The organism is Chitinophaga hostae (genome assembly GCF_018224885.1).
Classification (GTDB): domain Bacteria; phylum Bacteroidota; class Bacteroidia; order Chitinophagales; family Chitinophagaceae; genus Chitinophaga; species Chitinophaga hostae.
On sequence record NZ_JAGTXB010000004.1, the window covers coordinates 534,062 to 556,040 of the forward strand.

The 21,979-nt window shown below is 46.5% G+C and carries 23 protein-coding genes; 7 read left to right on the top strand and 16 right to left on the bottom strand.

Features of this window, described 5'->3' with window-relative positions; all coding sequences use genetic code 11:
- Window positions 1-91: 91 nt before the first annotated feature.
- Both hutI and hutG read left to right on the top strand, forming a co-directional pair.
- A complete protein-coding gene (gene hutI, locus KE626_RS11765) occupies window positions 92-1,321 on the top strand; it encodes an imidazolonepropionase (RefSeq protein ID WP_249207411.1) in 1,230 nt (409 codons plus the stop codon).
- Window positions 1,322-1,324: 3 nt separating this feature from the next.
- Window positions 1,325-2,323 (top strand): formimidoylglutamase, encoded by a 999-nt coding sequence (hutG, locus tag KE626_RS11770; RefSeq protein WP_211973087.1) that lies wholly within the window; start codon window positions 1,325-1,327, stop codon window positions 2,321-2,323.
- A 213-nt stretch (window positions 2,324-2,536) separates the two neighbouring features.
- On the opposite strand, the gene KE626_RS11775 is transcribed toward hutG, so the two are convergent.
- The gene (locus KE626_RS11775) at window positions 2,537-3,367 is read right to left on the bottom strand and encodes a CHAD domain-containing protein (RefSeq protein ID WP_211973088.1); all 831 of its coding nucleotides are present in this window, start codon (window positions 3,365-3,367) and stop codon (window positions 2,537-2,539) included.
- Window positions 3,368-3,447: 80 nt separating this feature from the next.
- On the opposite strand from KE626_RS11775, the gene KE626_RS11780 reads away from it, so the two are divergent.
- Complete coding sequence (locus KE626_RS11780) at window positions 3,448-4,035, top strand: hypothetical protein (RefSeq protein ID WP_211973089.1); 588 nt, start codon at window positions 3,448-3,450, stop codon at window positions 4,033-4,035.
- A gap of 225 nt (window positions 4,036-4,260) precedes the next feature.
- Here KE626_RS11780 and purU read toward each other — a convergent pair whose 3' ends face one another.
- Window positions 4,261-5,130, bottom strand: coding sequence for a formyltetrahydrofolate deformylase (gene purU, locus KE626_RS11785; protein ID WP_211973090.1), 870 nt, complete (start codon window positions 5,128-5,130; stop codon window positions 4,261-4,263).
- A 37-nt stretch (window positions 5,131-5,167) separates the two neighbouring features.
- Between purU and KE626_RS11790 the strand changes: the two genes are divergently transcribed.
- Window positions 5,168-5,656 (top strand): metallophosphoesterase family protein, encoded by a 489-nt coding sequence (locus tag KE626_RS11790; protein ID WP_211973091.1) that lies wholly within the window; start codon window positions 5,168-5,170, stop codon window positions 5,654-5,656.
- A 31-nt stretch (window positions 5,657-5,687) separates the two neighbouring features.
- Complete coding sequence (locus KE626_RS11795) at window positions 5,688-6,755, top strand: DUF4421 domain-containing protein (protein WP_211973092.1); 1,068 nt, start codon at window positions 5,688-5,690, stop codon at window positions 6,753-6,755.
- Here the strand turns inward: KE626_RS11795 and KE626_RS11800 are convergent.
- The 3 genes from KE626_RS11800 to KE626_RS11810 all read right to left on the bottom strand — a co-directional run bounded on the left by KE626_RS11800 (window position 6,752) and on the right by KE626_RS11810 (window position 10,385).
- Window positions 6,752-7,333 (bottom strand): LOG family protein, encoded by a 582-nt coding sequence (locus tag KE626_RS11800; protein ID WP_211973093.1) that lies wholly within the window; start codon window positions 7,331-7,333, stop codon window positions 6,752-6,754. The two genes, KE626_RS11795 and KE626_RS11800, sit on opposite strands and share 4 nt — an antisense overlap.
- Window positions 7,334-7,342: 9 nt before the next feature.
- Window positions 7,343-7,972 (bottom strand): HD domain-containing protein, encoded by a 630-nt coding sequence (locus KE626_RS11805; protein WP_211973094.1) that lies wholly within the window; start codon window positions 7,970-7,972, stop codon window positions 7,343-7,345.
- 142 nt (window positions 7,973-8,114) lie between these two features.
- Window positions 8,115-10,385, bottom strand: coding sequence for an aconitate hydratase (locus KE626_RS11810; RefSeq protein WP_211973095.1), 2,271 nt, complete (start codon window positions 10,383-10,385; stop codon window positions 8,115-8,117).
- 220 nt (window positions 10,386-10,605) lie between these two features.
- Here KE626_RS11810 and KE626_RS11815 point away from each other — a divergent pair, with 220 nt between their 5' ends.
- Complete coding sequence (locus KE626_RS11815) at window positions 10,606-10,827, top strand: PspC domain-containing protein (RefSeq protein ID WP_089894158.1); 222 nt, start codon at window positions 10,606-10,608, stop codon at window positions 10,825-10,827.
- A gap of 72 nt (window positions 10,828-10,899) precedes the next feature.
- Here KE626_RS11815 and KE626_RS11820 read toward each other — a convergent pair whose 3' ends face one another.
- The gene (locus KE626_RS11820; RefSeq protein WP_211973096.1) at window positions 10,900-11,301 is read right to left on the bottom strand and encodes a hypothetical protein; all 402 of its coding nucleotides are present in this window, start codon (window positions 11,299-11,301) and stop codon (window positions 10,900-10,902) included.
- A gap of 156 nt (window positions 11,302-11,457) precedes the next feature.
- Window positions 11,458-12,273, bottom strand: coding sequence for a 3-deoxy-8-phosphooctulonate synthase (gene kdsA / locus KE626_RS11825; RefSeq protein WP_211973097.1), 816 nt, complete (start codon window positions 12,271-12,273; stop codon window positions 11,458-11,460).
- 246 nt (window positions 12,274-12,519) lie between these two features.
- On the opposite strand from kdsA, the gene KE626_RS11830 reads away from it, so the two are divergent.
- Window positions 12,520-13,458, top strand: a complete 939-nt coding sequence (locus KE626_RS11830; protein ID WP_211973098.1) for an NAD-dependent epimerase/dehydratase family protein — start codon at window positions 12,520-12,522, stop codon at window positions 13,456-13,458.
- 124 nt (window positions 13,459-13,582) lie between these two features.
- Here KE626_RS11830 and KE626_RS11835 read toward each other — a convergent pair whose 3' ends face one another.
- The 9 genes from KE626_RS11835 to KE626_RS11875 form a co-directional block, all read right to left on the bottom strand.
- The gene (locus KE626_RS11835; RefSeq protein WP_211973099.1) at window positions 13,583-14,830 is read right to left on the bottom strand and encodes a sulfate adenylyltransferase subunit 1; all 1,248 of its coding nucleotides are present in this window, start codon (window positions 14,828-14,830) and stop codon (window positions 13,583-13,585) included.
- A gap of 131 nt (window positions 14,831-14,961) precedes the next feature.
- Window positions 14,962-15,870: a sulfate adenylyltransferase subunit CysD gene (cysD, locus tag KE626_RS11840; protein WP_211973100.1), complete on the bottom strand. Its 909-nt coding sequence runs from the start codon at window positions 15,868-15,870 to the stop codon at window positions 14,962-14,964.
- A 57-nt stretch (window positions 15,871-15,927) separates the two neighbouring features.
- Entirely contained in the window at window positions 15,928-16,611 is a 684-nt protein-coding gene (locus KE626_RS11845) for a phosphoadenylyl-sulfate reductase (RefSeq protein ID WP_211973101.1), read from the bottom strand.
- Between the two features lie 439 nt (window positions 16,612-17,050).
- Window positions 17,051-17,467, bottom strand: a complete 417-nt coding sequence (locus KE626_RS11850; protein WP_211973102.1) for an RrF2 family transcriptional regulator — start codon at window positions 17,465-17,467, stop codon at window positions 17,051-17,053.
- 176 nt (window positions 17,468-17,643) lie between these two features.
- Window positions 17,644-18,357, bottom strand: a complete 714-nt coding sequence (gene dapB, locus KE626_RS11855) for a 4-hydroxy-tetrahydrodipicolinate reductase (RefSeq protein ID WP_249207412.1) — start codon at window positions 18,355-18,357, stop codon at window positions 17,644-17,646.
- A gap of 44 nt (window positions 18,358-18,401) precedes the next feature.
- Window positions 18,402-19,112, bottom strand: coding sequence for a DUF5683 domain-containing protein (locus tag KE626_RS11860; protein ID WP_211973103.1), 711 nt, complete (start codon window positions 19,110-19,112; stop codon window positions 18,402-18,404).
- Entirely contained in the window at window positions 19,105-20,022 is a 918-nt protein-coding gene (locus KE626_RS11865) for a ParB/RepB/Spo0J family partition protein (RefSeq protein ID WP_211973104.1), read from the bottom strand. The genes KE626_RS11860 and KE626_RS11865 overlap by 8 nt, the downstream gene beginning before the upstream one ends.
- Window positions 20,006-20,827 (bottom strand): ParA family protein, encoded by an 822-nt coding sequence (locus KE626_RS11870; RefSeq protein WP_211973105.1) that lies wholly within the window; start codon window positions 20,825-20,827, stop codon window positions 20,006-20,008. The genes KE626_RS11865 and KE626_RS11870 overlap by 17 nt, the downstream gene beginning before the upstream one ends.
- 67 nt (window positions 20,828-20,894) lie before the next feature.
- Window positions 20,895-21,575, bottom strand: a complete 681-nt coding sequence (locus tag KE626_RS11875; RefSeq protein ID WP_211973106.1) for a metal-dependent hydrolase — start codon at window positions 21,573-21,575, stop codon at window positions 20,895-20,897.
- Window positions 21,576-21,979: the final 404 nt, after the last annotated feature.

Sequence of the window (21,979 nt, forward strand, 5' to 3'; positions counted from 1 at the left end):
CCTGTAAATCATCAAAATCAGTCTAATCCTGGGCAAGAAAAAAACTCGCGGAATACCAATGATCTCAAGTTGTCTTTTAAAAACCAGGTGAATGAAAACGTTAATCGGCCCCTTTGCACAGATCCTGCCTATGGCGGGCCTGTCGCTCAAAGGCACTTTACAGGATGAGCAGTTGACCGTGATAGAGAAAGGCGGTGTAGTAGTGGAAAATGGAGAAATCGTTGCCATAGCAGATTACAGGTCGCTGTTGCAGAAATATCCCGATAGCGAAATCGCTTTCATAGATACGCCCATGGTGCTGTTGCCGGGATTTATCGATTGCCATACACATATTTGTTACGACGGTACCCGTAACCGCGATTATGCTATGCGCATTGCCGGTAAAAGCTACCTCGAAATAGCCCGTGCTGGTGGCGGTATATGGGATTCCGTTACCAAAACACGTATAGCCGACCCTGTTACACTGACAGAAAATACGGTAGCCCGTGCCAACCGTCATTTGAAAGAAGGAGTGACCACCATCGAAGTAAAAAGCGGTTACGGTCTTAATATGGAAGGCGAGCTGAAAATGTTGCGGGCCATACAACAGGCGGGTCTGCATACCCGGGCTACGCTGGTGTCTACCTGTTTGGCCGCGCATATGAAGCCCCGCGATTATGCAGGAACGGAAGATGAATACCTGCAATGGGTATTAACGGAATTGCTGCCGGTATTGCAACAGGAACAACTCAGTAACCGGGTGGATATCTTTATTGAAGAAACCGCCTTTTCAGTGGCAGCAGCTACCCGTTTTCTGCAGGGGGCCGGGCGACAGGGATTTGCTGCCACCGTGCATGCCGATCAGTTTAGTGCCGGCGGCGCCGCTGTAGCAGTGGAAACAGGCGCTTTATCGGCGGACCACCTGGAAGCCAGTACGGAAAAAGAAATTGCTTTACTGGCAAATTCCGATACAGTTGCCGTAGTTTTGCCGGGTGCTTCATTAGGGTTGGGGATGCATTATGCACCGGCGCGTAAATTATTAAATGCGGGCGCCAGCGTGGCTATTGCCAGCGATTGGAACCCAGGATCAGCGCCTATGGGCGATTTATTGATACAGGCCGCCGTAATGAGTGCTGCAGAGAAATTATCCACAGCAGAAGTGCTGGCAGCACTTACTGTAAGAGCAGCTCCCGCCCTGCAACTGAAAGACGCAGGACAGCTCGTGGCGGGATATGCAGCAGATATGCAGGCATATCCTACCGGCGACTACCGGGATATACTCTACTACCAGGGTAAAATGAAACCTGCTATGGTATGGAAAAAAGGAGAACCAGTTTTGTAATTTATGATAACAAAGGATAGCTATCAGCCAACGTCCGCCGCTACGTGGACAGGCCGGATAGATGGTACAGAGCCTGACCTGCTGCGCTGGCACCAGGTAATTAAAGTAGCAGATCTGTTACAGGCGCCATTGCCGGCCCTGCAAAAGGATGAGAAAGGAATTGTTCTGCTGGGCTTCGCCTGCGATGAAGGCGTGCGCCGCAATAAGGGCAGAACCGGTGCGGCAGAAGGACCCGCGGCCATCCGTAAAGCTATCGCCAACTTCCCCGTTCACTTTAACGCACAAATGGTTTTGCTCGATGCCGGTGATGTGATCTGTGTCAACGGCGAACTGGAAAATGCGCAGCAGATGCTCAGCGAAGCCGTGAAAGCTATCCTCACAGCGGGTTACCTGCCACTACTGCTCGGCGGTGGTCATGAAATTACGTATGGCCATGCCAGTGGTATCCGCAGTTTTGCGGGTAAACAAAAAACCGGCTTCATCAACTTCGATGCACATTTTGATATCCGTATTCCAGGTGCAGAAGGTCCCAGCTCAGGCACCGGCTTCTGGCAGCTGGCCCGGGACTGCAAACAGGCCGGACAGCCTTTTAATTACCTCGCACTGGGTATCCAGAAGAACGGAAATACCCGGCAGCTGTTTAACATAGCCGGGGAAGAAGACGCTACCTATGTAAGTGCAGACGCTTTCCACCTGCATGATAAAGACACCCTGTTCGCTGCTATACAACATTTCCTCGACCAGGTAGATAAAGTATATCTCACCACCTGCTTGGATGTATTTGCAGCGCCCTTCGCACCGGGCGTAAGCGCCACCGCCTATAACGGCATTACGCCGGATGGCTTGTTCCTGCAGTGCTATCGCAAAATACTACAAAGTGGAAAGGTTGCAGGCATTGATATCGCAGAACTCAATCCTTCGCTGGATATCGATAACAGAACTGCCAAACTAGCGGCAGCACTCATTTTTGAAGTGGTTGAATTTTGTCTTGCCCAGGATTAGTCTTGCGCAGGATTTTTTCTTGCCCAGGATTAAACTGATTTTGATGATTTACATGATTTTTTTCTTTTTTGATTTTTAAAAGATTCGGGAAGATATAAGCGAATCTATATTGATATCTTCCTGAATCTTTTAAAATCAAGTTATAATCACAATAAAAAAATCATGTAAATCATCAAAATCAGTTTAATCCTGGGCAAGAAAAAATTCGCTGCATTAAAAGCTGGCCGCCATCAGCTGTTTCACCTCCTCCCTGCATTGTGCCAGTTGCTCTTTTACATCGAGCTGCAGCAATTGTATCAGCCGTGATGATTTTACAGGCAAGGCGATTTTTTCCTTCTTCAGTTGCGCTATTGCTGCTTTTGTAAACAGCAGCAGTTCGCTGGTATCATGCCATTGCCCGAGCAGTTCGCCGGCCTTTTTAGTGTGTGCCAGCAATGTTTCAGTATGCGATGCAGGAAGCACCTGCTCCATAATGCTGAGCTGATAGAACAAGGTTTTGGTTGTTTTTCGTACTTCATGCCATACCGTATGATGAGCCCGGCCTGTTGGCAGTATAATACGTTGCTGCTGGTCCTTCAGGTAGCTGCTGAGGGCAGTGGTAGCTTCGGTTTGATCCATATCTGATATGGCATTACGGAACCTTTCCGGCAGGGATCCTAACCTTTTTAGAGAGCAGTATTTTATGGTAGTTTCCAGCATTTCCTTTGCAGTGGCCTGTTTATGTTGTAACAACAGGTGCGCAAATGAAAACCGCCAGTTTAATTTTTTTTCATAATCCTGCAGGTGCTTTCCCTGGAGGTAAGTATCCCTGGAAGCGCCGCCTATGGTTTGTATGAGTCTTGCTGTTTGTAAATGTTTGCCGGCGCCGAAAGTGTAATCCGGCAGTTGTTTCGCCAGTAAAAAAAATGCCCGGAGCTTTTTTACACCCACCCGCATGGCATGTATGGCGCCGGCATCGCCGGGAGACTGCTGCAGGGTAGCATATGCATCCGTTACAGTATCGCATTCCTTGCGGAGATAATCATATAAGGCTGTTTGTAGCATTCCTTTAAAGATAAAATAAAATTTCCGGGGATGTATCCCGTCTTGATAATTTCAATATTTTTGCCTCAAATTGTTATGTTATGCAACATCTCCCCAAAATGGCAGTCATGGTACTGTTAACGGTGCTTTGTATCCCCGCCATTGCACAAAAACTTAAACTGACAGAAGGTGATCCGGGTGTCCTGAAAGGTCAGCAACAACTCAATGTTGAATTTACGTATGATCATTTATCTGTTGGCAAAGACAGCGAAGCCGATTATATCCGTAAAAAAACAACGGAGTACAACAACAAGGAGGCCGGCAAGGGCGATACCTGGGCCAAAGCCTGGAAAGACGACCGGCCCACCCGCTACGAGCCTAAATTTGACTCGCTGTTTAATGATAATGGCGATTTAAAAGCAGGGAACTTCCCGGATGCGACCTACACGCTGATCTTCCACACCACCTTTATAGAGCCTGGTTTTAATGTGGGGGTGGCGCGCAAAAATTCGTATATCGATGCGGAAGCAATCATCGTGGAAACCGCCAACAGGGATAAGGTAGTGGCTAAAATAACGGTCGACAACGCGCCCGGTCGTATGATGGGGTTCGATTTTGATACCGGCATGCGCATTACGGAGTCATATGCGGTAGCCGCGAAGAAACTGGCTAAGTTCCTGCAGAAATAGTTTTTTTGCTCAGGATTTTTTTTGCCCGGGATTAAACTGATTTTGATGATTTACATGATTTTTTCTTTTTTGATTTTTAAAAGATTCGGGAAGATATAAGCGAATCTATATTGATATCTTCCAGAATCTTTTAAAATCAAGTTATAATCACAATAAAAAAATCATGTAAATCATCAAAATCAGTTTAATCCCGGGCAAAAAAAATCCTGGGCGGAGAAACGCCCATTAAAATACAATGGTCTTGTTCCCATGCAGGATCACCCGGTTGTCGACATGCGCCTTCACTGCCCTGGTGAGCACCTGCCGTTCAATATCACGCCCCAGCATCACCAGGTCTTCAACGGTATCCCGGTGGCTTACCCTGGCCACATCCTGTTCAATGATGGGGCCTTCATCCAGTTCGTTGGTGACATAGTGCGCGGTAGCGCCAATGAGCTTAACGCCCCGCGTATAGGCGTTGAGGTAAGGGCGTGCCCCTGCAAATGCCGGCAAAAAGGAATGATGAATATTGATGATGCGCTGCGGATACAGGCTTACAAATTCTGGGGATAATATCTGCATATACCTGGCCAGCACCGTAAAATCGATGGCATGTTCTTCCAGCAACCTGATGGCTTCCCGCTCCTGTAGTGCTTTGGTAGCCGCCGTTACCGGCAGGTAGTGAAACGGGATATCCATTGCAGTGCATTCTTTTTCCAGCACGGAATGATTCGAGATCACGAGCGGAATATCTACGGGTAATTCCCCGCTTTTCCATCTCCATAAAAGCTCCAGCAAACAATGATCATAGGCCGATACCATGATGGCCATCCGCATACGCCGGTCGCTGTAATCTATCTTCCATTCCATTTGCAGCGGGGTGGCCACCTGCTCCTGGAAAGCGCTTTCCAGCGCAGCCTTATCCAGCACATCCAGCTGGAATTCCATTCTCATAAAAAATAAACCTTCGCGGGGATCAGTGCTGTGTTGACTTGCATCCAGTATATTTGCACCCAGCCGGTACAGGAATTGGGATACGCCAGCTACTATACCGGGACGGTCGGGACAGCAGATCAGCAAACATGCCGTGATATGGGGAGTGTTCTGTTTTGACATATGACTACAAAGTAAAAAATATTAATATAATTCTCTCTTGAAAAAAATAGGACTGATGTCGGATACGCATAGCTATTTGCATCCGCAGGTATTCAGGTACTTTGAAGAAGTAGATGAGATATGGCATGCCGGTGATATCGGCAATGTGGATCTGGCAGATAAACTGGAAGCTTTTAAACCTTTCAGGGCTGTTTACGGGAATATCGACGGCGCAGATATACGTATCCGTTACCCGGAAACCCTCCGCTTTAATGTGGAAGGAGTAGAGGTAATGATGACACATATTGGTGGTTATCCGGGGAAATATGCCCCGGGTGTGAAGGAACAATTAAAACAACATCCTGCCAAACTCTTCATCTGTGGGCATTCTCATATTTTGAAGGTAATGCCCGACGCGGCACTTCATTTGTTACACATGAACCCGGGTGCATGCGGACAACAAGGCTGGCATAAAGTTAAAACGCTCCTGCGCTTCCAGGTGGATGCAGGCAATATTCAACAACTGGAGGTAATAGAATTACCCTGATCATCAACATTGGATTTAACCTACAACGCTTATGAATCTACGAATTTTGGTATGGCTGGTCATATTTGTTACAGTTACTGCTCAAATGCAGGCACAGGGCCGGTTCTGGAAGTGGCTGAAAACGGAAAACGATACGGCCTATATAGAAGATCATACAGAAGATATCACGGCCAGGCTATATGGCTCCCGTAAATACACAAAATTCGATATCCTCGACAGAAAACAAAAAAAAGATATTCTCTACCGGCCCAATACTCCCTTTAATATCGGATTTGGGGCCAATTACCGCTTTGTAGGACTCAACCTGGGCTTTAATTTGCCGTTTATTAACCGGCATAACGAGAAGTACGGAAAAACAAAATACATCGACCTGCAATCACATATTTATCTCCGCAAAATAGTAGTAGATTTCTATGGACAATATTACAAAGGCTATTATGTGGCCAATCCGGAAGAAGTATTTGGGAAAGCGTATGCTAAACTAAACCCGTATCCACAGCGGCCGGACATCCGGAATATTGACTTCGGACTAAATGCACAATATATTTTCAACGATAAAAGATTTTCCTATCGTGCACCTAACCTGCAGAATGAATACCAGAAAAAAAGTGCGGGTTCCTTCCTGGTAGGTGGTGAAATGTTTTTAGGCAGAGTCAAGGGCGACTCTTCCCTGGTGCCTTCCAATATGGCCGATACCAGTTTCCTGCGGGAAGAACATTATTATAAAACAGGTATTTCCTCTTTGGCTGCCAATGTTGGCTATGCCTATACTTTCGTGGTACACCAGCATTTCTTTTTATCGCTCTCGCTTACTGCAGGCCTGGGCGGTAACGTAACCAGTCTTTTCCTGGAAAACGGCCAGGTCAGCCGTAAAGTAGGCTTGCAATTCAGTAATACGGTACGCGCCTCACTGGGATATAACTCCAGCCGCTATTTTGCCGGGGTACATTATGTGGGAATGAACACCCGCAGCGGTATGCCGATACCCCATACCTATCAGACATTTGGTACCGGCAATTTCAGGGTCAGCCTGGTGCGTAGGTTTGAATTGAAAAAGCCGCTGTGGAAAACAAAAACAGCCGGTAGTAATGCCGGTTAACTCTGCGCCGGCGTAATCCATTTGGATTTGGCGGGTGGCTGATATTGTTCCATTTTCTCCAGCAATTCATGGATATCATGGCTGCATAACAGCATATTGCGGTTTTCTGCGGTAAGAAAGCCATTGCTGCTCATCGTGGCTGATAAGGCAATCAGGTTATCATAAAAGCCATTTACATTGAGCAGTCCTATGGGTTTTTTATGCAAACCCAGTTGTCCCCAGGTGAGCATTTCAAACAGCTCTTCCATGGTGCCAAAGCCGCCGGGCAAGGCAATCACGCCCTCACATAATTCATTCATTTTTGTTTTGCGTTCGTGCATGGTATCTACCAGGATTAATTGGGTAAGACCCTGATGTGCCAGTTCCTTCTGCTGCAGAAAGTGAGGGAGTACGCCTATCACCTTTCCTCCCGCCTGCAGCGCGCCATCGGCCACTGCTCCCATCAGGCCTACGTTAGCGCCGCCATATACAAGCGTAAGGCCCCGCTTTGCCAGGGCTTCACCCAGCATGGTGGCCTGTTGCATATAAACAGGCGACTCACCCGCACTGGAGCCGCAAAAAACTACTATACTTTTCATACATTCCGGTTATAAAGTGTTTAACTCCGCCCGCAGATTGTTACGGGCATTTTCTTCATATAACTCCCTGAAAACAGGTGTCCGGAAGATGGCAGGCATCTCCAGGAAATGCCGCAATACCTTTTTCCGGCCGGGGTTATATACCTGGTCATGATAAATGCCATATTCGTTCCTGATCTGTTGTGCATATTCGCGGTATACTTCCGGTGCACTGCCCAGTATGTACAGGTCAAAATCCAGGAAATAATCCAGGTCAGGACTGTTCAGGGTATTGATATGTGTTTTGGTAGCGTAGATAAACTCACTGACAAGCATGATTTTTTCGGGCGGATAACCAATTTGGCTGAGATAACCGGCAGCCGCCCTGGCACTTCTTTCCTCATTATCCTTATAAAGCACATTATATATAATGTCGTGGAAGAAGATAGCCCAAAGCAGGATTTCTTCATCCCGTATGTGTTCCCGGTGCATTTCCAACAAGGTAATCAGCTGCCGGAGGTGTAGCAGGTTATGATAATAACGTTGTTCTCCGTTGTACAACAGGGTGAGCTGGGCGTATTGATGGTCAACCAGGGAAGCATCAGCTGCAAGGGGAAGATGAAGGGTAGTCCAGTGGCGTCTTAAATCATTTTCCAGCATAATCATCTTTGTTTGGGTTACAATTTTGTCAGGCTTAAAGCTTACGGTCTAAAGCAAAAAGCTATTATAGCGAATAACCCCGGCGGATATTAATTCGCTTAGATCATTCGCTATAATAGCTTTTTGCTTTATGCCTTAAGCTTTAAGCTTTTTTGGCAGCTTCTGCACGGATTACGTTCAGTGCACCACCTGCTTTAAACCACTCGATCTGTTGTTCGTTGTAAGTGTGGTTTACGGCAAATTCATCTGTGCTGCCATCTTTGTGATGAAGGGCAACGGTCAGCTGTTTACCGGGAGTAAAGGTAGTCAGACCCAGGATGTCGATGGTATCGTCTTCCTGGATTTTGTCGTAATCTTCTTTGTTAGCGAAGGTCAGACCCAGCATACCCTGTTTTTTCAGGTTGGTTTCGTGGATACGGGCGAATGATTTCACCAGGATGGCACGAACGCCGAGGTGACGTGGTTCCATGGCAGCGTGTTCGCGGCTGGAGCCTTCACCGTAGTTTTCATCACCTACCACTACTGCACCAAAGTTATGTGCTTTGTAGTCGCGCATGGTAGCAGGAACTGCACCATATTCGCCGGTTAATGCGTTCTTAACGGTATCGCTTTTATCGTTGAATGCGTTGATCGCACCAATGAGCATGTTGTTGGAAATGTTATCCAGGTGACCGCGGTATTTCAGCCATGGACCAGCCATGGAGATATGGTCCGTAGTACATTTACCTTTTGCCTTGATGAGGAGTTTCAGTCCTTTCAGATCTGTACCTTCCCATGCAGCAAATGGCGCCAGCAGTTGCAAACGGTCGGAGGTAGGGGATACCTTTACCTGAACCGCGCTGCCATCAGCGGCAGGAGCCTGGTAACCGGCATCATCTACAGCAAAACCTTTCACCGGCAGTTCATAACCAACCGGTTCATCCAGCATTACTTCCTGGCCATTCTTGTTTTTCAGTTTGTCTGTCAGCGGGTTGAAGGTGATATCACCGGCAATCGCCAGGGCAGTCACAATTTCAGGAGAAGCTACGAATGCGTGGGTAGAAGCATTACCATCATTTCTCTTCGCGAAGTTACGGTTGAAGGAGGTGATGATAGAGTTCTTACGGTTAGGATCGTCGATATGACGGGCCCACTGACCGATGCAGGGACCGCAGGCATTAGCCAGTACTACACCGCCAACCTGGTCGAAAGTATTCAGTAAACCGTCTCTTTCAATGGTAAAACGAACCAGTTCAGAGCCGGGAGTGATCGTGAATTCAGATTTCATATCCAGTTCCTTGTCGATCGCCTGTTGAGCGAGGGAGGCAGAGCGGGAAATATCTTCGTAGGAAGAGTTGGTGCAGGAACCGATCAGGGCTACTTCCAGTTTCTCAGGCCAGTTGTTTTCCTTAACTGCCTGTGCAAATTTGGAGATAGGCCATGCCAGATCCGGTGTGAACGGACCGTTTACATAGGGTTCCAGCTCATCGAGGTTGATCTCAATTACCTGGTCGTAGTATTTGGCAGGATCTGCATATACTTCTGTATCCGGACGGAGATGTTCTTTTACGCCATCGGCCAGGGCAGCAACATCTGCTCTGCTGGTCACTTTCAGGTAGTCGGCCATTTTGCTGTCGTACGCGAACAGGGAACAGGTAGCGCCTATTTCAGCACCCATGTTACAGATAGTACCTTTACCGGTAGCGCTCAGGCTATCAGCACCTTCACCAAAGTATTCCACGATAGCGCCTGTACCACCTTTTACCGTGAGGATACCCGCAACTTTCAGGATAATGTCTTTGGCAGATGTCCAGCCGCTCATTTTACCTGTCAGCTTCACACCGATCAGTTTCGGCATTTTCAGCTCCCAGGGTAAACCAGCCATTACGTCCACGGCATCGGCGCCACCAACACCAATCGCCACCATGCCTAAACCGCCGGCATTAGGGGTATGGGAGTCAGTACCGATCATCATACCGCCGGGAAACGCATAGTTTTCCAGCACTACCTGGTGAATGATACCAGCACCTGGTTTCCAGAAACCAATGCCGTATTTATCGGAAATAGAAGAAAGAAAATCGTAAACTTCCTTATTGGTGTCAATAGCAGTCGCAAGATCTTGTGTAGCGCCTACCTTGGCTTGTATGAGGTGATCGCAGTGTACAGTAGAAGGAACCGCAACTTTATCACGGCCGCAGGTCATAAACTGGAGCAATGCCATCTGGGCTGTTGCATCCTGCATAGCTACGCGGTCCGGAGCAAATTCAACATAGGATTTGCCTCTTTCGTAGGGCGTGGTGGTAGGTGCATACAGGTGAGCATACAAAATCTTCTCGGCAAGTGTGAGCGGGCGACCTAACATTTTACGGGTCGCTTCCACCTTACCCGGTAGTGCCGCATACACTTTTTTAATCATGTCAATATCAAACACCATGGGAAAAAAATAATTTAAGAGCGGTTAAAAATTGCACGCAAAATTAACTAAAAACAACAAGTTTTTAAATTAAATACTTAATATCTGCTGATTTTGCCCCGCTCCGGCACAGAAACGCCCTCCCGGGAGGAAAGATGCTGATATTCAGCTGTCTATAACGACAACCGCCCTACGGCGTTTTTCACTTGGTTTTCCAGCCGGAATTTGATAAATTTGAGCTATGAACCGGATAAAAGACTTTGTGGAATGGAAGGCGTTCGGTGTATGTGCCGCTATTGGAGATAAACTTGGAGTAGCCACATCCCGGATACGTATCTTTTTCATCTATGCCACTTTCCTGACAATGGGCTCCCCCCTCATCGTCTATATGATTCTTGCGTTCTGGGTTAATATGAAAAATTATATCCAGAATGCCCGGAGAAATCCCCTGCGCTACTTATAACAGCATTTCCATAAAATAAAGAGGTGGTTCGCGTTACCGTGAACCACCTCTTTTTATTTTATGTGAATAACTTTAGCTGAGATGAAAATTGGTCATGCCGTGATAATGATTCTGCAACTCATTCAGCGTGATGGGCTCATTCAAACTCCTCACTTCATCGCGGTACTGCAGCTGTAACAACGGCCGGTGTCCTGCTTCAAACCAACGGACGGAAAATGGTCCCCTGACATATAAACTTCCTCCTGATGCTGAAGACGCAGCTTCTTCTTTGTGAAACTGCAGTTTTAATAAAGTGGCTTCTGTCAGATGGATAGGTAAAAGATTGTCAAGGTCGTACCAGTACTCATTTCCGTCCGTAGCCACCAACACCTTCTTATCTTCATGATCCACCTGCAAAATCTTCCCTTCTCTTTCTTCGCCTCCGTAATTTGTGATAACGGTATCACCTGATTTTAATTCGTGAATATTAATCATAGTGAGCAGAGTTTTTGTGTATCATGAATATACACAAAAAAGCAGAAAGTTGAAAGCAGAAAGCAAAAAGCTATTGTAGCGAATGAACAAAGCGGAGTTATATTCCGTGTTATCATTCGCTACAATAGCTTTTTGCTTTTTGCTTTCAACTTTTCGCTATCTAACCACCCGGCGTATCTCCACCAGCTTCTCCAGCAGCTCTTCCAGCAGGTCGAGACGCAGCATGTTGGCGCCGTCAGATTTGGCTTTGGAAGGATCAGGATGTGTTTCTATAAACAAACCATCCGCACCGGTAGCTATCGCCGCTTTGGCAATGGTGCTGATCATCTGCGGATTACCGCCCGTTACGCCACTGCTCTGGTTAGGCTGTTGCAGCGAATGGGTACAATCCATTACCACCGGCTCTCCCAGGTGTTTCATGATCGGAATATTGCGGTAGTCAACCACCAGGTCCTGGTAGCCAAATGTGGTACCGCGTTCCGTGAGTATGATATGATCGTTGCCGGCGCCTTTGATTTTTTCTACCGCAAATTTCATTGATTCTCCGCTCAGGAACTGCCCTTTCTTTACATTCACTACCTTGCCTGTTTCAGCAGCAGCCAGCAGGATGTCTGTTTGACGGCAAAGAAAGGCAGGGATCTGCAACACATCCACGTAAGCGGCGGCCATGGCGGCTTCTGCAGCAGAGTGGATATCGGAGGTAACCGGAACATTAAATGTTTTACCCACTTTCTGTAACAGTTCCAGTCCTTCTACATCGCCGATACCGGTAAAGGAATGCACGCTGGTACGATTCGCCTTACGGTAAGATGCCTTGAAAACATAAGGGATCGCTAAACGTTTACAGATAGCCGTTACTTTTTCTGCTACCGTCATCAGGATCTCCTCTTCTTCAATTACACAGGGACCGGCAATCAGGAAGAAATTTTCAGGGTTATATTGCTCTTTGAATAACGATTTTAAATGCTTCATATCTTGAAAAAATTGGGTCATTTAATTGAAGGTGCAAAGATAGGCATTATCCGGCAAAGGGAAGGGATGCAAAGCGGTGATAAACTACATTTGTCATAATATTGTAATCTGCTAACAATGGGCGATACGCCCGGTAGTTTTTATTGTTATCGCATTGTCATGCGCGGGAAGGTGGTGAACGGAAATAGCGGCGAACCCGTTAATATTACGGTCCGATTTAAAAATAGCTTACAATTATATTTTTGTATGAAGAAAGACAAGATTCTGGTAATAGGCGCCTGTGGACAAATTGGCGTGGAGCTGACCCTGGCTTTAAGGAAGATGTATGGTGACAGTAACGTGGTAGCTTCGGATCTTCGGGAAGAGCACGACCTGCTGAAAGGAACAGGTCCTTATGTGTCGCTGGATGTGATGAACAAGGAAATGCTGCATGTATTGGTGATCCGTCATAATATCACCCAGGTGTACCTGCTGGCAGCGATCCTTTCTGCCACCGGCGAAAAAAATCCTTTACTGGCCTGGCATATCAACATGCAAAGTTTGCTCAACGTACTGGATATCGCGAAAGAAGAGAATCTTGATAAAATATACTGGCCGAGCTCCATCGCGGTGTTCGGACCCAACTCACCTGCCGCGGAAACGCCGCAGCACACCATCATTGAGCCTACTACCATTTATGGTATCAGCAAATTTGCCGGTGAGCGCTGGTGCGAATACTACAACCACCGTTTCGGCGTAGATGTAAGAAGTTTACGCTACCCGGGTTTGATCAGCTATAAATCGGCTCCGGGCGGTGGCACCACAGATTACGCCATTGAAATTTTCCACGAAGCGAAAGAGCATAAAAAATACACCAGCTTCCTGTCTGAAAACACATACCTCCCGATGATGTACATGCCGGATGCTATCCGGGCAACGATTGAACTGATGGAAGCGGATGCGTCTAAAATTGCGGTCCGTTCTGCCTATAACCTTTCTGCGATGAGTTTTTCTCCAAAGGAAATCGGTGCAGAAATTAAAAAACATATTCCTGAATTTACGATGGCTTACGAGCCTGATTATCGTCAGCAGATTGCTGATGGCTGGCCTAACAGCATCGATGATAGCCTGGCCCGTCAGGATTGGGGCTGGAAACCAGAGTATGATCTGGCCAGGATGACGGAAGACATGCTTAGAAACATCTGAGAGTAGCAGAAGGCTCAAAGCATAAAGCAAAAAGCTATTGAAGCGAATGATTAATGCGGAACTAATAACATCCGCTTACATCATTCGCTTCAATAGCTTTTTGCTTTATGCTTTGAGCCTTCTGCTACTCTATAAATCCTACTGCTACCGTAGTATTATTAAATTCATCGATGAGTATAAACGCACCATTGGCCGGGTTGGCCTGGTAAGCATCTGCAAATACCGGCGCGGCTGTTTTCAGTGAAATTTTGCCGATGTCATTCAGTCCCATTTCTGTTTTTTCGGTGTTCTGCAGGTGATTCGTTACATCGGTAACATAATGGATCTGCTGTACTTTAGCCTTTACACGGTTAACGCCATGCTGTAACAGGTAAGTTTTACCCGATACCAGTTTTTGCTGATCCATCCAGCAGATGTTAGCGCTCACTTCTTTCAGCTGTACAGGCACTTCGTCGGTTTTTACCAACATATTGCCCCTGCTGCTGTCTATTTCATCTTCCAGGGTGATCACCACGCTTTCACGTGCATGCGCCACCGTTAGTTGCTTTTCAAATTGTTCGATCGTTTTGATCCGGCTTTTTTGCCCGGAAGGCAGTGATATCACTTCATCGCCTACGCTGAAATGGCCGCTGGCCACTTTCCCGGCAAAGCCGCGGAAATCATGGTACTCGGTAGTTCTGGGCCTGATCACACTCTGGATCGGGAAGCGGGACGGATGGAGACGGTCTTCATGATCAAAAGATACCTCCTCCAGGTATTCCAGCAGGGTAGCGCCCTGGTACCAGTCGATAGCGCCGGTGCGGGAAGCTACATTTTCGCCATACAGGGAGGAGATCGGAATGAACTTTACTTCCTGTCCTTTAAAGCCAGCGTTGTCGAGCATTTGCTGGAAATCTTCCACTATCTGGTTAAAACGGGCTTCGCTGTATTCCACGAGGTCCATTTTATTAACGCATACTACCAGGTAAGGAATACGCAGGAGGTTGGCGATAAAGAAGTGACGGTGTGTTTGTTCCACAATACCCCTGCGGGCATCGATCAGGATCAGTGATACCTGTGCATTGGATGCACCGGTTACCATGTTACGGGTATATTCAATATGCCCTGGTGTATCAGCAATAATGTATTTACGGGTAGGTGTGGAGAAGTAGATGTGCGCCACGTCGATGGTGATACCCTGTTCGCGCTCTGCCACCAGACCATCGGTCAGCAGCGACAGGTCGGTAAAATCAAGCCCTTTGCGTTTGCTGGCAGCATGCAGCGCTTCCATTTTATCCTGCGGAATGGAATTGGTATCATATAATAAACGACCTATTAAGGTACTCTTACCATCATCTACACTACCGGAAGTGGCTATACGTAAAACCTCCATAGTTTTTTTAGCTTTTTGGTTTTAGCTACTCGTTTTTTTACTGGTAACCAAAACATTATTTGAAATAAATTAAATTAAAACAGCCCTTGCAAAAAAACACTAACAGCTAACAGCTAATGGCTAACAGCTGTTTAGAAGTATCCTGCCTGCTTTCTCTTTTCCATGGCGGCTTCAGAGCGTTTGTCGTCGATACGTGCACCACGTTCTGAGATCTTTGCTTCCATGATTTCGGAGATGATATCTTCCAGTTTATCTGCTTCGGAAATAACGGCTGCGGTACAGGTCATATCGCCAACGGTACGGAAACGTACTTTCTGACGGTAAGGCACTTCATCAGCGGTTGTATTAAGATATGGAGAGTAAGGCCAGTAGAGTCCATCTCTTTCAATGATTTCTCTTTCATGGGAGAAATAGATGGAAGGGATTTCCAGTTTTTCACGAACGATGTAGTTCCATACGTCCAGTTCAGTCCAGTTGGAAATTGGGAATACGCGTACGTTTTCGCCGATATTGATTTTCCCGTTGAGGATATCGAAGAGTTCAGGGCGTTGCATTTTGGCGTTCCATTGTCCAAATTCATCGCGTACAGAAAATATTCTTTCCTTGGCGCGGGCTTTCTCTTCATCACGACGGGCGCCGCCTATGCAGGCGTCAAATTTTCCTTCTTCGATGGCATCGAGAAGGGTAACGGTTTGCAGGGCATTTCTGCTGGCGTATTTGCCGGTTTCTTCCTGCACTTTTCCCTGGTCAATGCTGTCCTGTACATTTCTTACGATAATATCCAGTCCCAGTGAATTTACAAGCCAGTCGCGGAAAGCGATGGTTTCCGGGAAATTATGACCAGTATCCACGTGCAATAAAGCAAAAGGAATTTTACCCGGGTAGAAGGCTTTCTGTGCCAGTCGTACGAGGGTGATGGAATCCTTCCCGCCGGAAAACAGCAGTACCGGTTTCTCGAACTGGGCTACTGTTTCGCGGAGTATGTAGATAGCTTCATCTTCCAGTGCCTGTGGAAATTCCCAATTTATCTGATTAGTCATAGACTATAATTATTTAATCAAAAAGCGATGTTTCAAATGGCGGTGTCTGAACGGGTATTATCCGTGCAGTCCACATTCTTTCTGTGACTGTTCCCACCACCAGCGGCCGGCACGCGGATGCTCTCCCGGTTCGATGGCGCGTGTACAGGGTGCACAGCCAATGCTTACAAAGCCTTTGTCGTGCAGCTTGTTATAAGGAACCTTATGTTGCTCAAGGTAGGTCAATACTTCATCATAACCCCAGTGGATTAGCGGATTGTATTTATAAAGATGGCGATGTTCGTCCCATTCGAGGGTTTCCATGCCCTGGCGGTTATCGGATTGTTCTGCCCGTAAACCGGTGATCCATACCTTTACCCCTTCCAGCGCCCGGTTCAGGGGTACTACTTTGCGGATACCACAACATTCCTTGCGGTTTTCCACGGATTCATAAAAGCTGTTGGGACCTTTGGCGGCTAATAGTTTTTCTACGGCGGCGGTTTCCGGGTAATAAACTTCTACAGGCTGCTTATAACGGGCCATGGTAAGGTCCATTACATCATATGTTTCCTGAAAAAGGCGGCCCGTGTCCAGGGTAAAAACTCTAACCGGCAAGTGGTTACGCCAGATAATATCTGATATTACCTGGTCTTCCTGGCCAAATGAGGTGGAAAACGCTACTGCACCCGGGTATTGTTCCAGCAGGTACTGTATGGCCTCCTCCACTGATTTGTTAGCCAGCGCAGTGGTAATGTCTGTCATGTAGATCTTCCTTATTGATTGATACGTCTAGTGCCAGCGGAGCAATTACGGTCACTCCATGAACAAAAATACATAAAACCTATAAAAAAGATAGACTAATAAGATAAAAATTTCTTTCTTTCTTGCAGAAGTGCGATGGGCGCGGGTATTATTATGGGAAATATATTTCTTTATTTTTAATGTATTTGCCGGCAGCAAAGGAAAGGGCTTTTTATGCGGAGCAGTTATCCGGGTAAAAGGGGGTGGGTAAAGGTATAAAAAAGGGTGGGAAGGGGCGTTAATTTCCGTATAACGGGTATGAACGTGTATGCGGTACATAACGTGATAGCCTGTATGGACGTCTGGTAGGTAGATAGTCTTTTTGGGGAGATGACCAACGCAACAGGCTGGCTGGATAGCCGGCCGGGAAAGCCGGCTGTTACAGGCCTTTAACCAGGATTTAGTTCCGGGTCAGGATATCTTTCAATGTTTTGTTTTCCAGTATTTTCAGGGCGGAGTCTCTTACTTTTCCCATTACTTCGTTCAGGCCGCAAACGGCTTCGTCGCGGCAATTTTCGCAGCGTTCGTAGTAGTTCAGGCTCACGCAGGGGAGAAGGGCGATAGGGCCGTCCAGCAGGCGGATAATTTTAGCCAATGCAATCTCTTTGGGAGGCCGCATCAGGTAGTAGCCCCCGCCTTTTCCTTTTTTACTGCCAAGGATGCCGGCATTCTTCAATTCCAGTAAAATATTTTCCAGGAATTTGATAGAGATATTTTTTTCCTGTGCGATCTCAGATATAAGGATGGGGCCTTTATCTACGTTCTCTGCCAGGTGTACTAAAGCGTGAAATGCGTATTGTGTTTTTTTCGATAACATACTGACTGATTTGCATCCCTCCCGGATGAACTAATAGTGCGGTGCGCACTTTATATTCGTACAAAGATACAGCTTTTCCGGCTTTTAGCTGTTAGCCGTTAGCTGTTAGTAAAACCGCATAACATATAATTTATCTCCGCTGCATTTACTAAAAGCTAAAAGCTAATGCCTGAAAGCTAGAATAGTACTTCCCGCATGGTGAATACGCCTGTTTTTCCCTTGATCCATTCTGCGGCCACCACAGCGCCGGCAGCGAAGCCTTCCCTGGAGTGGGCGGTATGTGAAATCGTAATATCGTCGATATCGGAAGTATAGTTAATGATATGGGTACCTGGCGCCGGATCTATTCTTTTGGAAATGATGGGCAGCGTACCGGGTTCGTTGCTGTAGTCGTTTGTCCAGCTGGTTTTGCGGGTAACATTTGCCATTACCTGCTCTGCCAGGGTGAGGGCGGTGCCGCTTGGGGCGTCCTTTTTCTGGGTATGGTGGATTTCTTCCATCCACACGTTATACTGGGGCTGACTGGCCATCAGTTCTGCCAGTCGTTTATTGACTTCGAAGAAGATGTTTACGCCGATGCTGAAATTGGTGGTATGTAAAAAAGCCTGTTTCCGCTGTTCACAGATACTCTTTATTTCAGACAGCTTATCGAGCCAGCCGGTGGTACCGGAAATAACGGGTACGTTGGCATCAAAACATTTCAGGATGTTATCATAAGCGGTTTCCGGGGTGGAAAACTCTATGGCTACGTCCGCCTTTTCCAGGTGCTCTTTTTCCAGCAGGTGCTGGCTGTTTACATCTACACGGATGATGATTTCGTGGCCTTTAGCGACAGCAATCGCTTCTATTGCCTTTCCCATTTTACCATATCCGATAAGCGCTATTTTCATGACCCTTGTAAGTTGTATGTTATGTTTGATTGATAAATGATTGATCAGCGGCCGGCAAAATACCCGGTTCTTTTGGCCTTTTTGCCGCCAATGGATATGTTCACACCAATGCCCAGTGTACGGTTGTTGATCAGCGTGGGAGAAATACGCATGCTGAGATCGTCGGACATATCGAAGTTACGCAGGTGTGCAAATACGGTAGCATCCACGATGTTCAGCCCGTAGGCCAATATAAAGAACAATACAGAGTAATCCACATACTGGCGGTACTGATCCCGGTATACCTTGAGGGATTCAGGATCAAGACGCACCGTAATCGGGTCCTTATCGTTGGTATCCGGATTGCCGTCTACCCGGAGCCGGTAGGCATCCCGGAACAGTTTATACGTTTTCATGTTATCGATGAAAAAATAGGTACAGGTACCTATTGCTGCGTATACCAGTGGCATTTTCCAGTACTCCCGGTTATATGCCTGTCCGAGTCCGGGAAACACCGCCGAGTACAGCGCCGCTTTACGCGGACTGTGTGGCAGCTTGGCATTCGGAATATAGGCGGAATCTGTGAAAATGGATTTATTCGCTTTTACAGTATCGGTACCTGGCGCAGGTACCGGCCGGATCACCGTATCCATTGTTTTTGCTACCGGCCGTAAAGTATCCTGTGCCCGGAGGGGAACAGCTATTACAATCGTGAGCAACAACAATAGAAAGTAACGTCGTAGTGAATGAAATGCGTATTGAGCCTTATTAGCCACCGTATATATCTATTTTTTCCAGGATGCTATCCAGTTCTTCGTCCGAATAAAATTCGATTAAAATGCTGCCTTTACCAGTTTTACTTCTGTCCAGTTTTACTTTAGTAGAGAAGTGGCTGGCCAGGTTATCCTGAATTTTTTGAAAAGCAGGTGGTAATTTCAGTTTAACTGATTTCTGCTGATGATTTTTGTCGGCCTGGTTAATTTTTCGTGCCAGGTCTTCCGTTTGTCTTACAGACAAGCCATTTTTCAGGATCTCGTTGTAAAGGAAAAGCTGGTTTTCGACATTTTCCACGCCGGTCAGTACCCGGGCATGGCCCATGCTCAACTGGCCATTACGCACCGCCACCTGGATATCGGGCGGCAGTTTGAGTAAGCGTATATAGTTGGTAACAGTACTTCTTTCTTTGCCCATACGGTCGGCTACCTGCTCCTGTGTGAGGGTGCATTCTTCCATTAACCGTTTATAGCTCAATCCTACTTCGATGGCATTCAGATTTTCGCGTTGCAGGTTTTCCAGCAAGGCCAGTTCCAGGAGTTCCTGGTCATTTACCTGGCGGATATAGGCCGGAATATCTTTCAGACCGGCCAGTTTACTCGCTCTCAGGCGTCGTTCACCGGCGATCAGCTGAAATTTCTTGGCGCTGATTTTTGCTACAGTAACAGGCTGGATGACATCGTGCAGTTTGATAGACTGGCTTAGCTCCTGTAAAGAAACCTCATCAAAGTCGCGACGCGGCTGTTTCGGATTAGTTACAATCTGATCCAGTGAAATGCGTTCTATACCGGTAGCAGCGGCTACTACCTTATCACCCAGGGCGCCGGCAGTATGCTTCAGATCTGTGTCGATGTTTTGAAGCAGTGAGCGGATGCCTTTACCCAATGCCTCTTTCTTACTTGGATTGGTCATCGTTAATAGCTAGGATTTTGTCTTTGGATTTAATTTTAGTGTAGTTATGTTTTTGCAGAATTTCCTTTGCCAGGTTCAGGTAGTTGATCGCACCTGTACTGGCGGCATCATACATAATTACAGATTTGCCAAAGCTGGGAGCTTCGCCCAGTTTGGTGTTGCGGTGAATGATCGTGTTAAATACGCTTTCTTCGAAATGTTGTTTTACCTCATCCACCACCTGGTTGCTCAGGCGCAAGCGACCATCGTACATGGTCATCAGGATCCCTTCGATTTCCAGCGCTGTATTCAGTCTGCTCTGTACAATCTTGATGGTATTCAGTAATTTACCCAATCCTTCCAGTGCGAAAAATTCGCATTGTACGGGGATAATCACGGAGTTGGACGCTACGAGTGCGTTTACAGTGATTAAACCCAGGGAAGGGGAGCAGTCCAGGATTACAAAATCGTAATCCTCTTCAACGCTATCAATCACCTGTTTCATCACTCTTTCCCGGTTGGGGTGGTTGATGAGTTCCAGTTCCGCGCCTACCAGGTCAATATGGGAGGGCAGTACCTTCAGGTTGGGAGTATCAGATTCCAGTATCACGTCTTTGGCCTGCACATCGTTCACCATACAGTCGTACAGGCTCTGCTGCACATTGCGCAGGTCGAAACCCAGCCCCGTAGTGCTGTTTGCCTGAGGGTCAGCGTCTACCAGCAGTGTTTTAAATTCCAGCACAGCCAGGCTGCTTGCCAGGTTTATTGCACTTGTAGTTTTTCCTACGCCACCTTTCTGGTTAGCGATCGCGATTATTCTAGCCATTGTGTAATTTAAAAAATCAAAGGTTATTGATAGGATAAAGGATAAATCAGCGATGATTACTTCTTCCTCAAACCTCTATCGTACTTCCGATTTCCGGAAGTAACAATTCCACACCGGCATCTTCAAACTGCTGTATGGCTTCGTTGCTATCAATCTTAACGTAGCCAAAAGTGTTATAGTGTACGCCGATTATTTTTTCGCATTCGATCAGTTCTGCTGCTGCTATGGCATCTTCAATACCCATGGTGAAATTATCACCGATGGGTAACACTGCAAAATCCAGTGAGGCAATGGCAGGCACCAATTCCATGTCTAATGTGAGCGCTGTATCTCCTGAATAATAAAAATTACCTTCTTCCGTCATGAAAATAAACCCCATCGGGTTACCTCCATAAGTGCCATCTGGTAAACTGCTGGAATGTTGCGCCACCACACATTTCACGGTACCGAAATCAAACTTCCATTTTCCGCCGGTATTCATCGGGTGCAGCTTTTCTATCCCCTGTTTACCTGCCCAGGTCACAATTTCATAATTGGATACCACAGTGGCATTGGTGCGTTTCGCCAGGTCTACCAGGTCAGCGGTGTGATCCTCGTGTCCGTGCGAAACAAATATGTAATCCGCCGTTATGGCATGGATGTCTACTTTTTTAGCCAGCTCATTATGGGTGATAAAAGGATCAAAAAGGATCTTTTTCCCCTTTATTTCGACCGCAAAACAGGAATGTCCGTAGCAAGTATACCTCATAATAACCTTTTTATTGGAGAATTACGAATTATGCATTTCAAATGACGGTATGTGGTAAACAACATTTACCGATTCCGTTTGAAATCCGTAATTCGTAATTCTTTCTAAAAGTAGCTCAATCGGACAAAAATACAACGATTACATAAAATTCGGGCGCTGTAGTATATTTATTTATACACAAACTGTTCGCAGAATAGGTATCGTAAGCTGTTAACGGGTTAATTTTTAGCCGGTTTCAGCGGGGGTAAGTCTAATATATTATTAAAATATTAAAATTATCTATGGTATATTGCCGGCCGGCAAATGTACTGTTTCTCCCGGCGTATATAAAAAAAATAAAAACATACAATTCTTCCCTTTGTTATTCGTCTGCATACTTACATATCACCGGTTTTAACTTTTCC

Bases quoted from the DNA above. Each gene is read 5' to 3' on its own strand.
- KE626_RS11875 (WP_211973106.1), bottom strand. From the start codon at position 21,575: ATGAGGTATACTTGCTACGGACATTCCTGTTTTGCGGTCGAAATAAAG.
- KE626_RS11830 (WP_211973098.1), top strand. From the start codon at position 12,520: ATGAAGAAAGACAAGATTCTGGTAATAGGCGCCTGTGGACAAATTGGC.
- KE626_RS11775 (WP_211973088.1), bottom strand. From the start codon at position 3,367: ATGCTACAAACAGCCTTATATGATTATCTCCGCAAGGAATGCGATACT.
- KE626_RS11810 (WP_211973095.1), bottom strand. From the start codon at position 10,385: ATGGTGTTTGATATTGACATGATTAAAAAAGTGTATGCGGCACTACCG.
- KE626_RS11780 (WP_211973089.1), top strand. From the start codon at position 3,448: ATGCAACATCTCCCCAAAATGGCAGTCATGGTACTGTTAACGGTGCTT.
- KE626_RS11795 (WP_211973092.1), top strand. From the start codon at position 5,688: ATGAATCTACGAATTTTGGTATGGCTGGTCATATTTGTTACAGTTACT.
- kdsA (WP_211973097.1), bottom strand. From the start codon at position 12,273: ATGAAGCATTTAAAATCGTTATTCAAAGAGCAATATAACCCTGAAAAT.
- KE626_RS11805 (WP_211973094.1), bottom strand. From the start codon at position 7,972: ATGCTGGAAAATGATTTAAGACGCCACTGGACTACCCTTCATCTTCCC.
- hutI (WP_249207411.1), top strand. From the start codon at position 92: ATGAAAACGTTAATCGGCCCCTTTGCACAGATCCTGCCTATGGCGGGC.
- dapB (WP_249207412.1), bottom strand. From the start codon at position 18,357: ATGAAAATAGCGCTTATCGGATATGGTAAAATGGGAAAGGCAATAGAA.
- KE626_RS11845 (WP_211973101.1), bottom strand. From the start codon at position 16,611: ATGACAGACATTACCACTGCGCTGGCTAACAAATCAGTGGAGGAGGCC.
- KE626_RS11835 (WP_211973099.1), bottom strand. From the start codon at position 14,830: ATGGAGGTTTTACGTATAGCCACTTCCGGTAGTGTAGATGATGGTAAG.
- cysD (WP_211973100.1), bottom strand. From the start codon at position 15,870: ATGACTAATCAGATAAATTGGGAATTTCCACAGGCACTGGAAGATGAA.
- hutG (WP_211973087.1), top strand. From the start codon at position 1,325: ATGATAACAAAGGATAGCTATCAGCCAACGTCCGCCGCTACGTGGACA.
- KE626_RS11870 (WP_211973105.1), bottom strand. From the start codon at position 20,827: ATGGCTAGAATAATCGCGATCGCTAACCAGAAAGGTGGCGTAGGAAAA.
- KE626_RS11865 (WP_211973104.1), bottom strand. From the start codon at position 20,022: ATGACCAATCCAAGTAAGAAAGAGGCATTGGGTAAAGGCATCCGCTCA.
- purU (WP_211973090.1), bottom strand. From the start codon at position 5,130: ATGTCAAAACAGAACACTCCCCATATCACGGCATGTTTGCTGATCTGC.
- KE626_RS11800 (WP_211973093.1), bottom strand. From the start codon at position 7,333: ATGAAAAGTATAGTAGTTTTTTGCGGCTCCAGTGCGGGTGAGTCGCCT.
- KE626_RS11815 (WP_089894158.1), top strand. From the start codon at position 10,606: ATGAACCGGATAAAAGACTTTGTGGAATGGAAGGCGTTCGGTGTATGT.
- KE626_RS11850 (WP_211973102.1), bottom strand. From the start codon at position 17,467: ATGTTATCGAAAAAAACACAATACGCATTTCACGCTTTAGTACACCTG.
- KE626_RS11820 (WP_211973096.1), bottom strand. From the start codon at position 11,301: ATGATTAATATTCACGAATTAAAATCAGGTGATACCGTTATCACAAAT.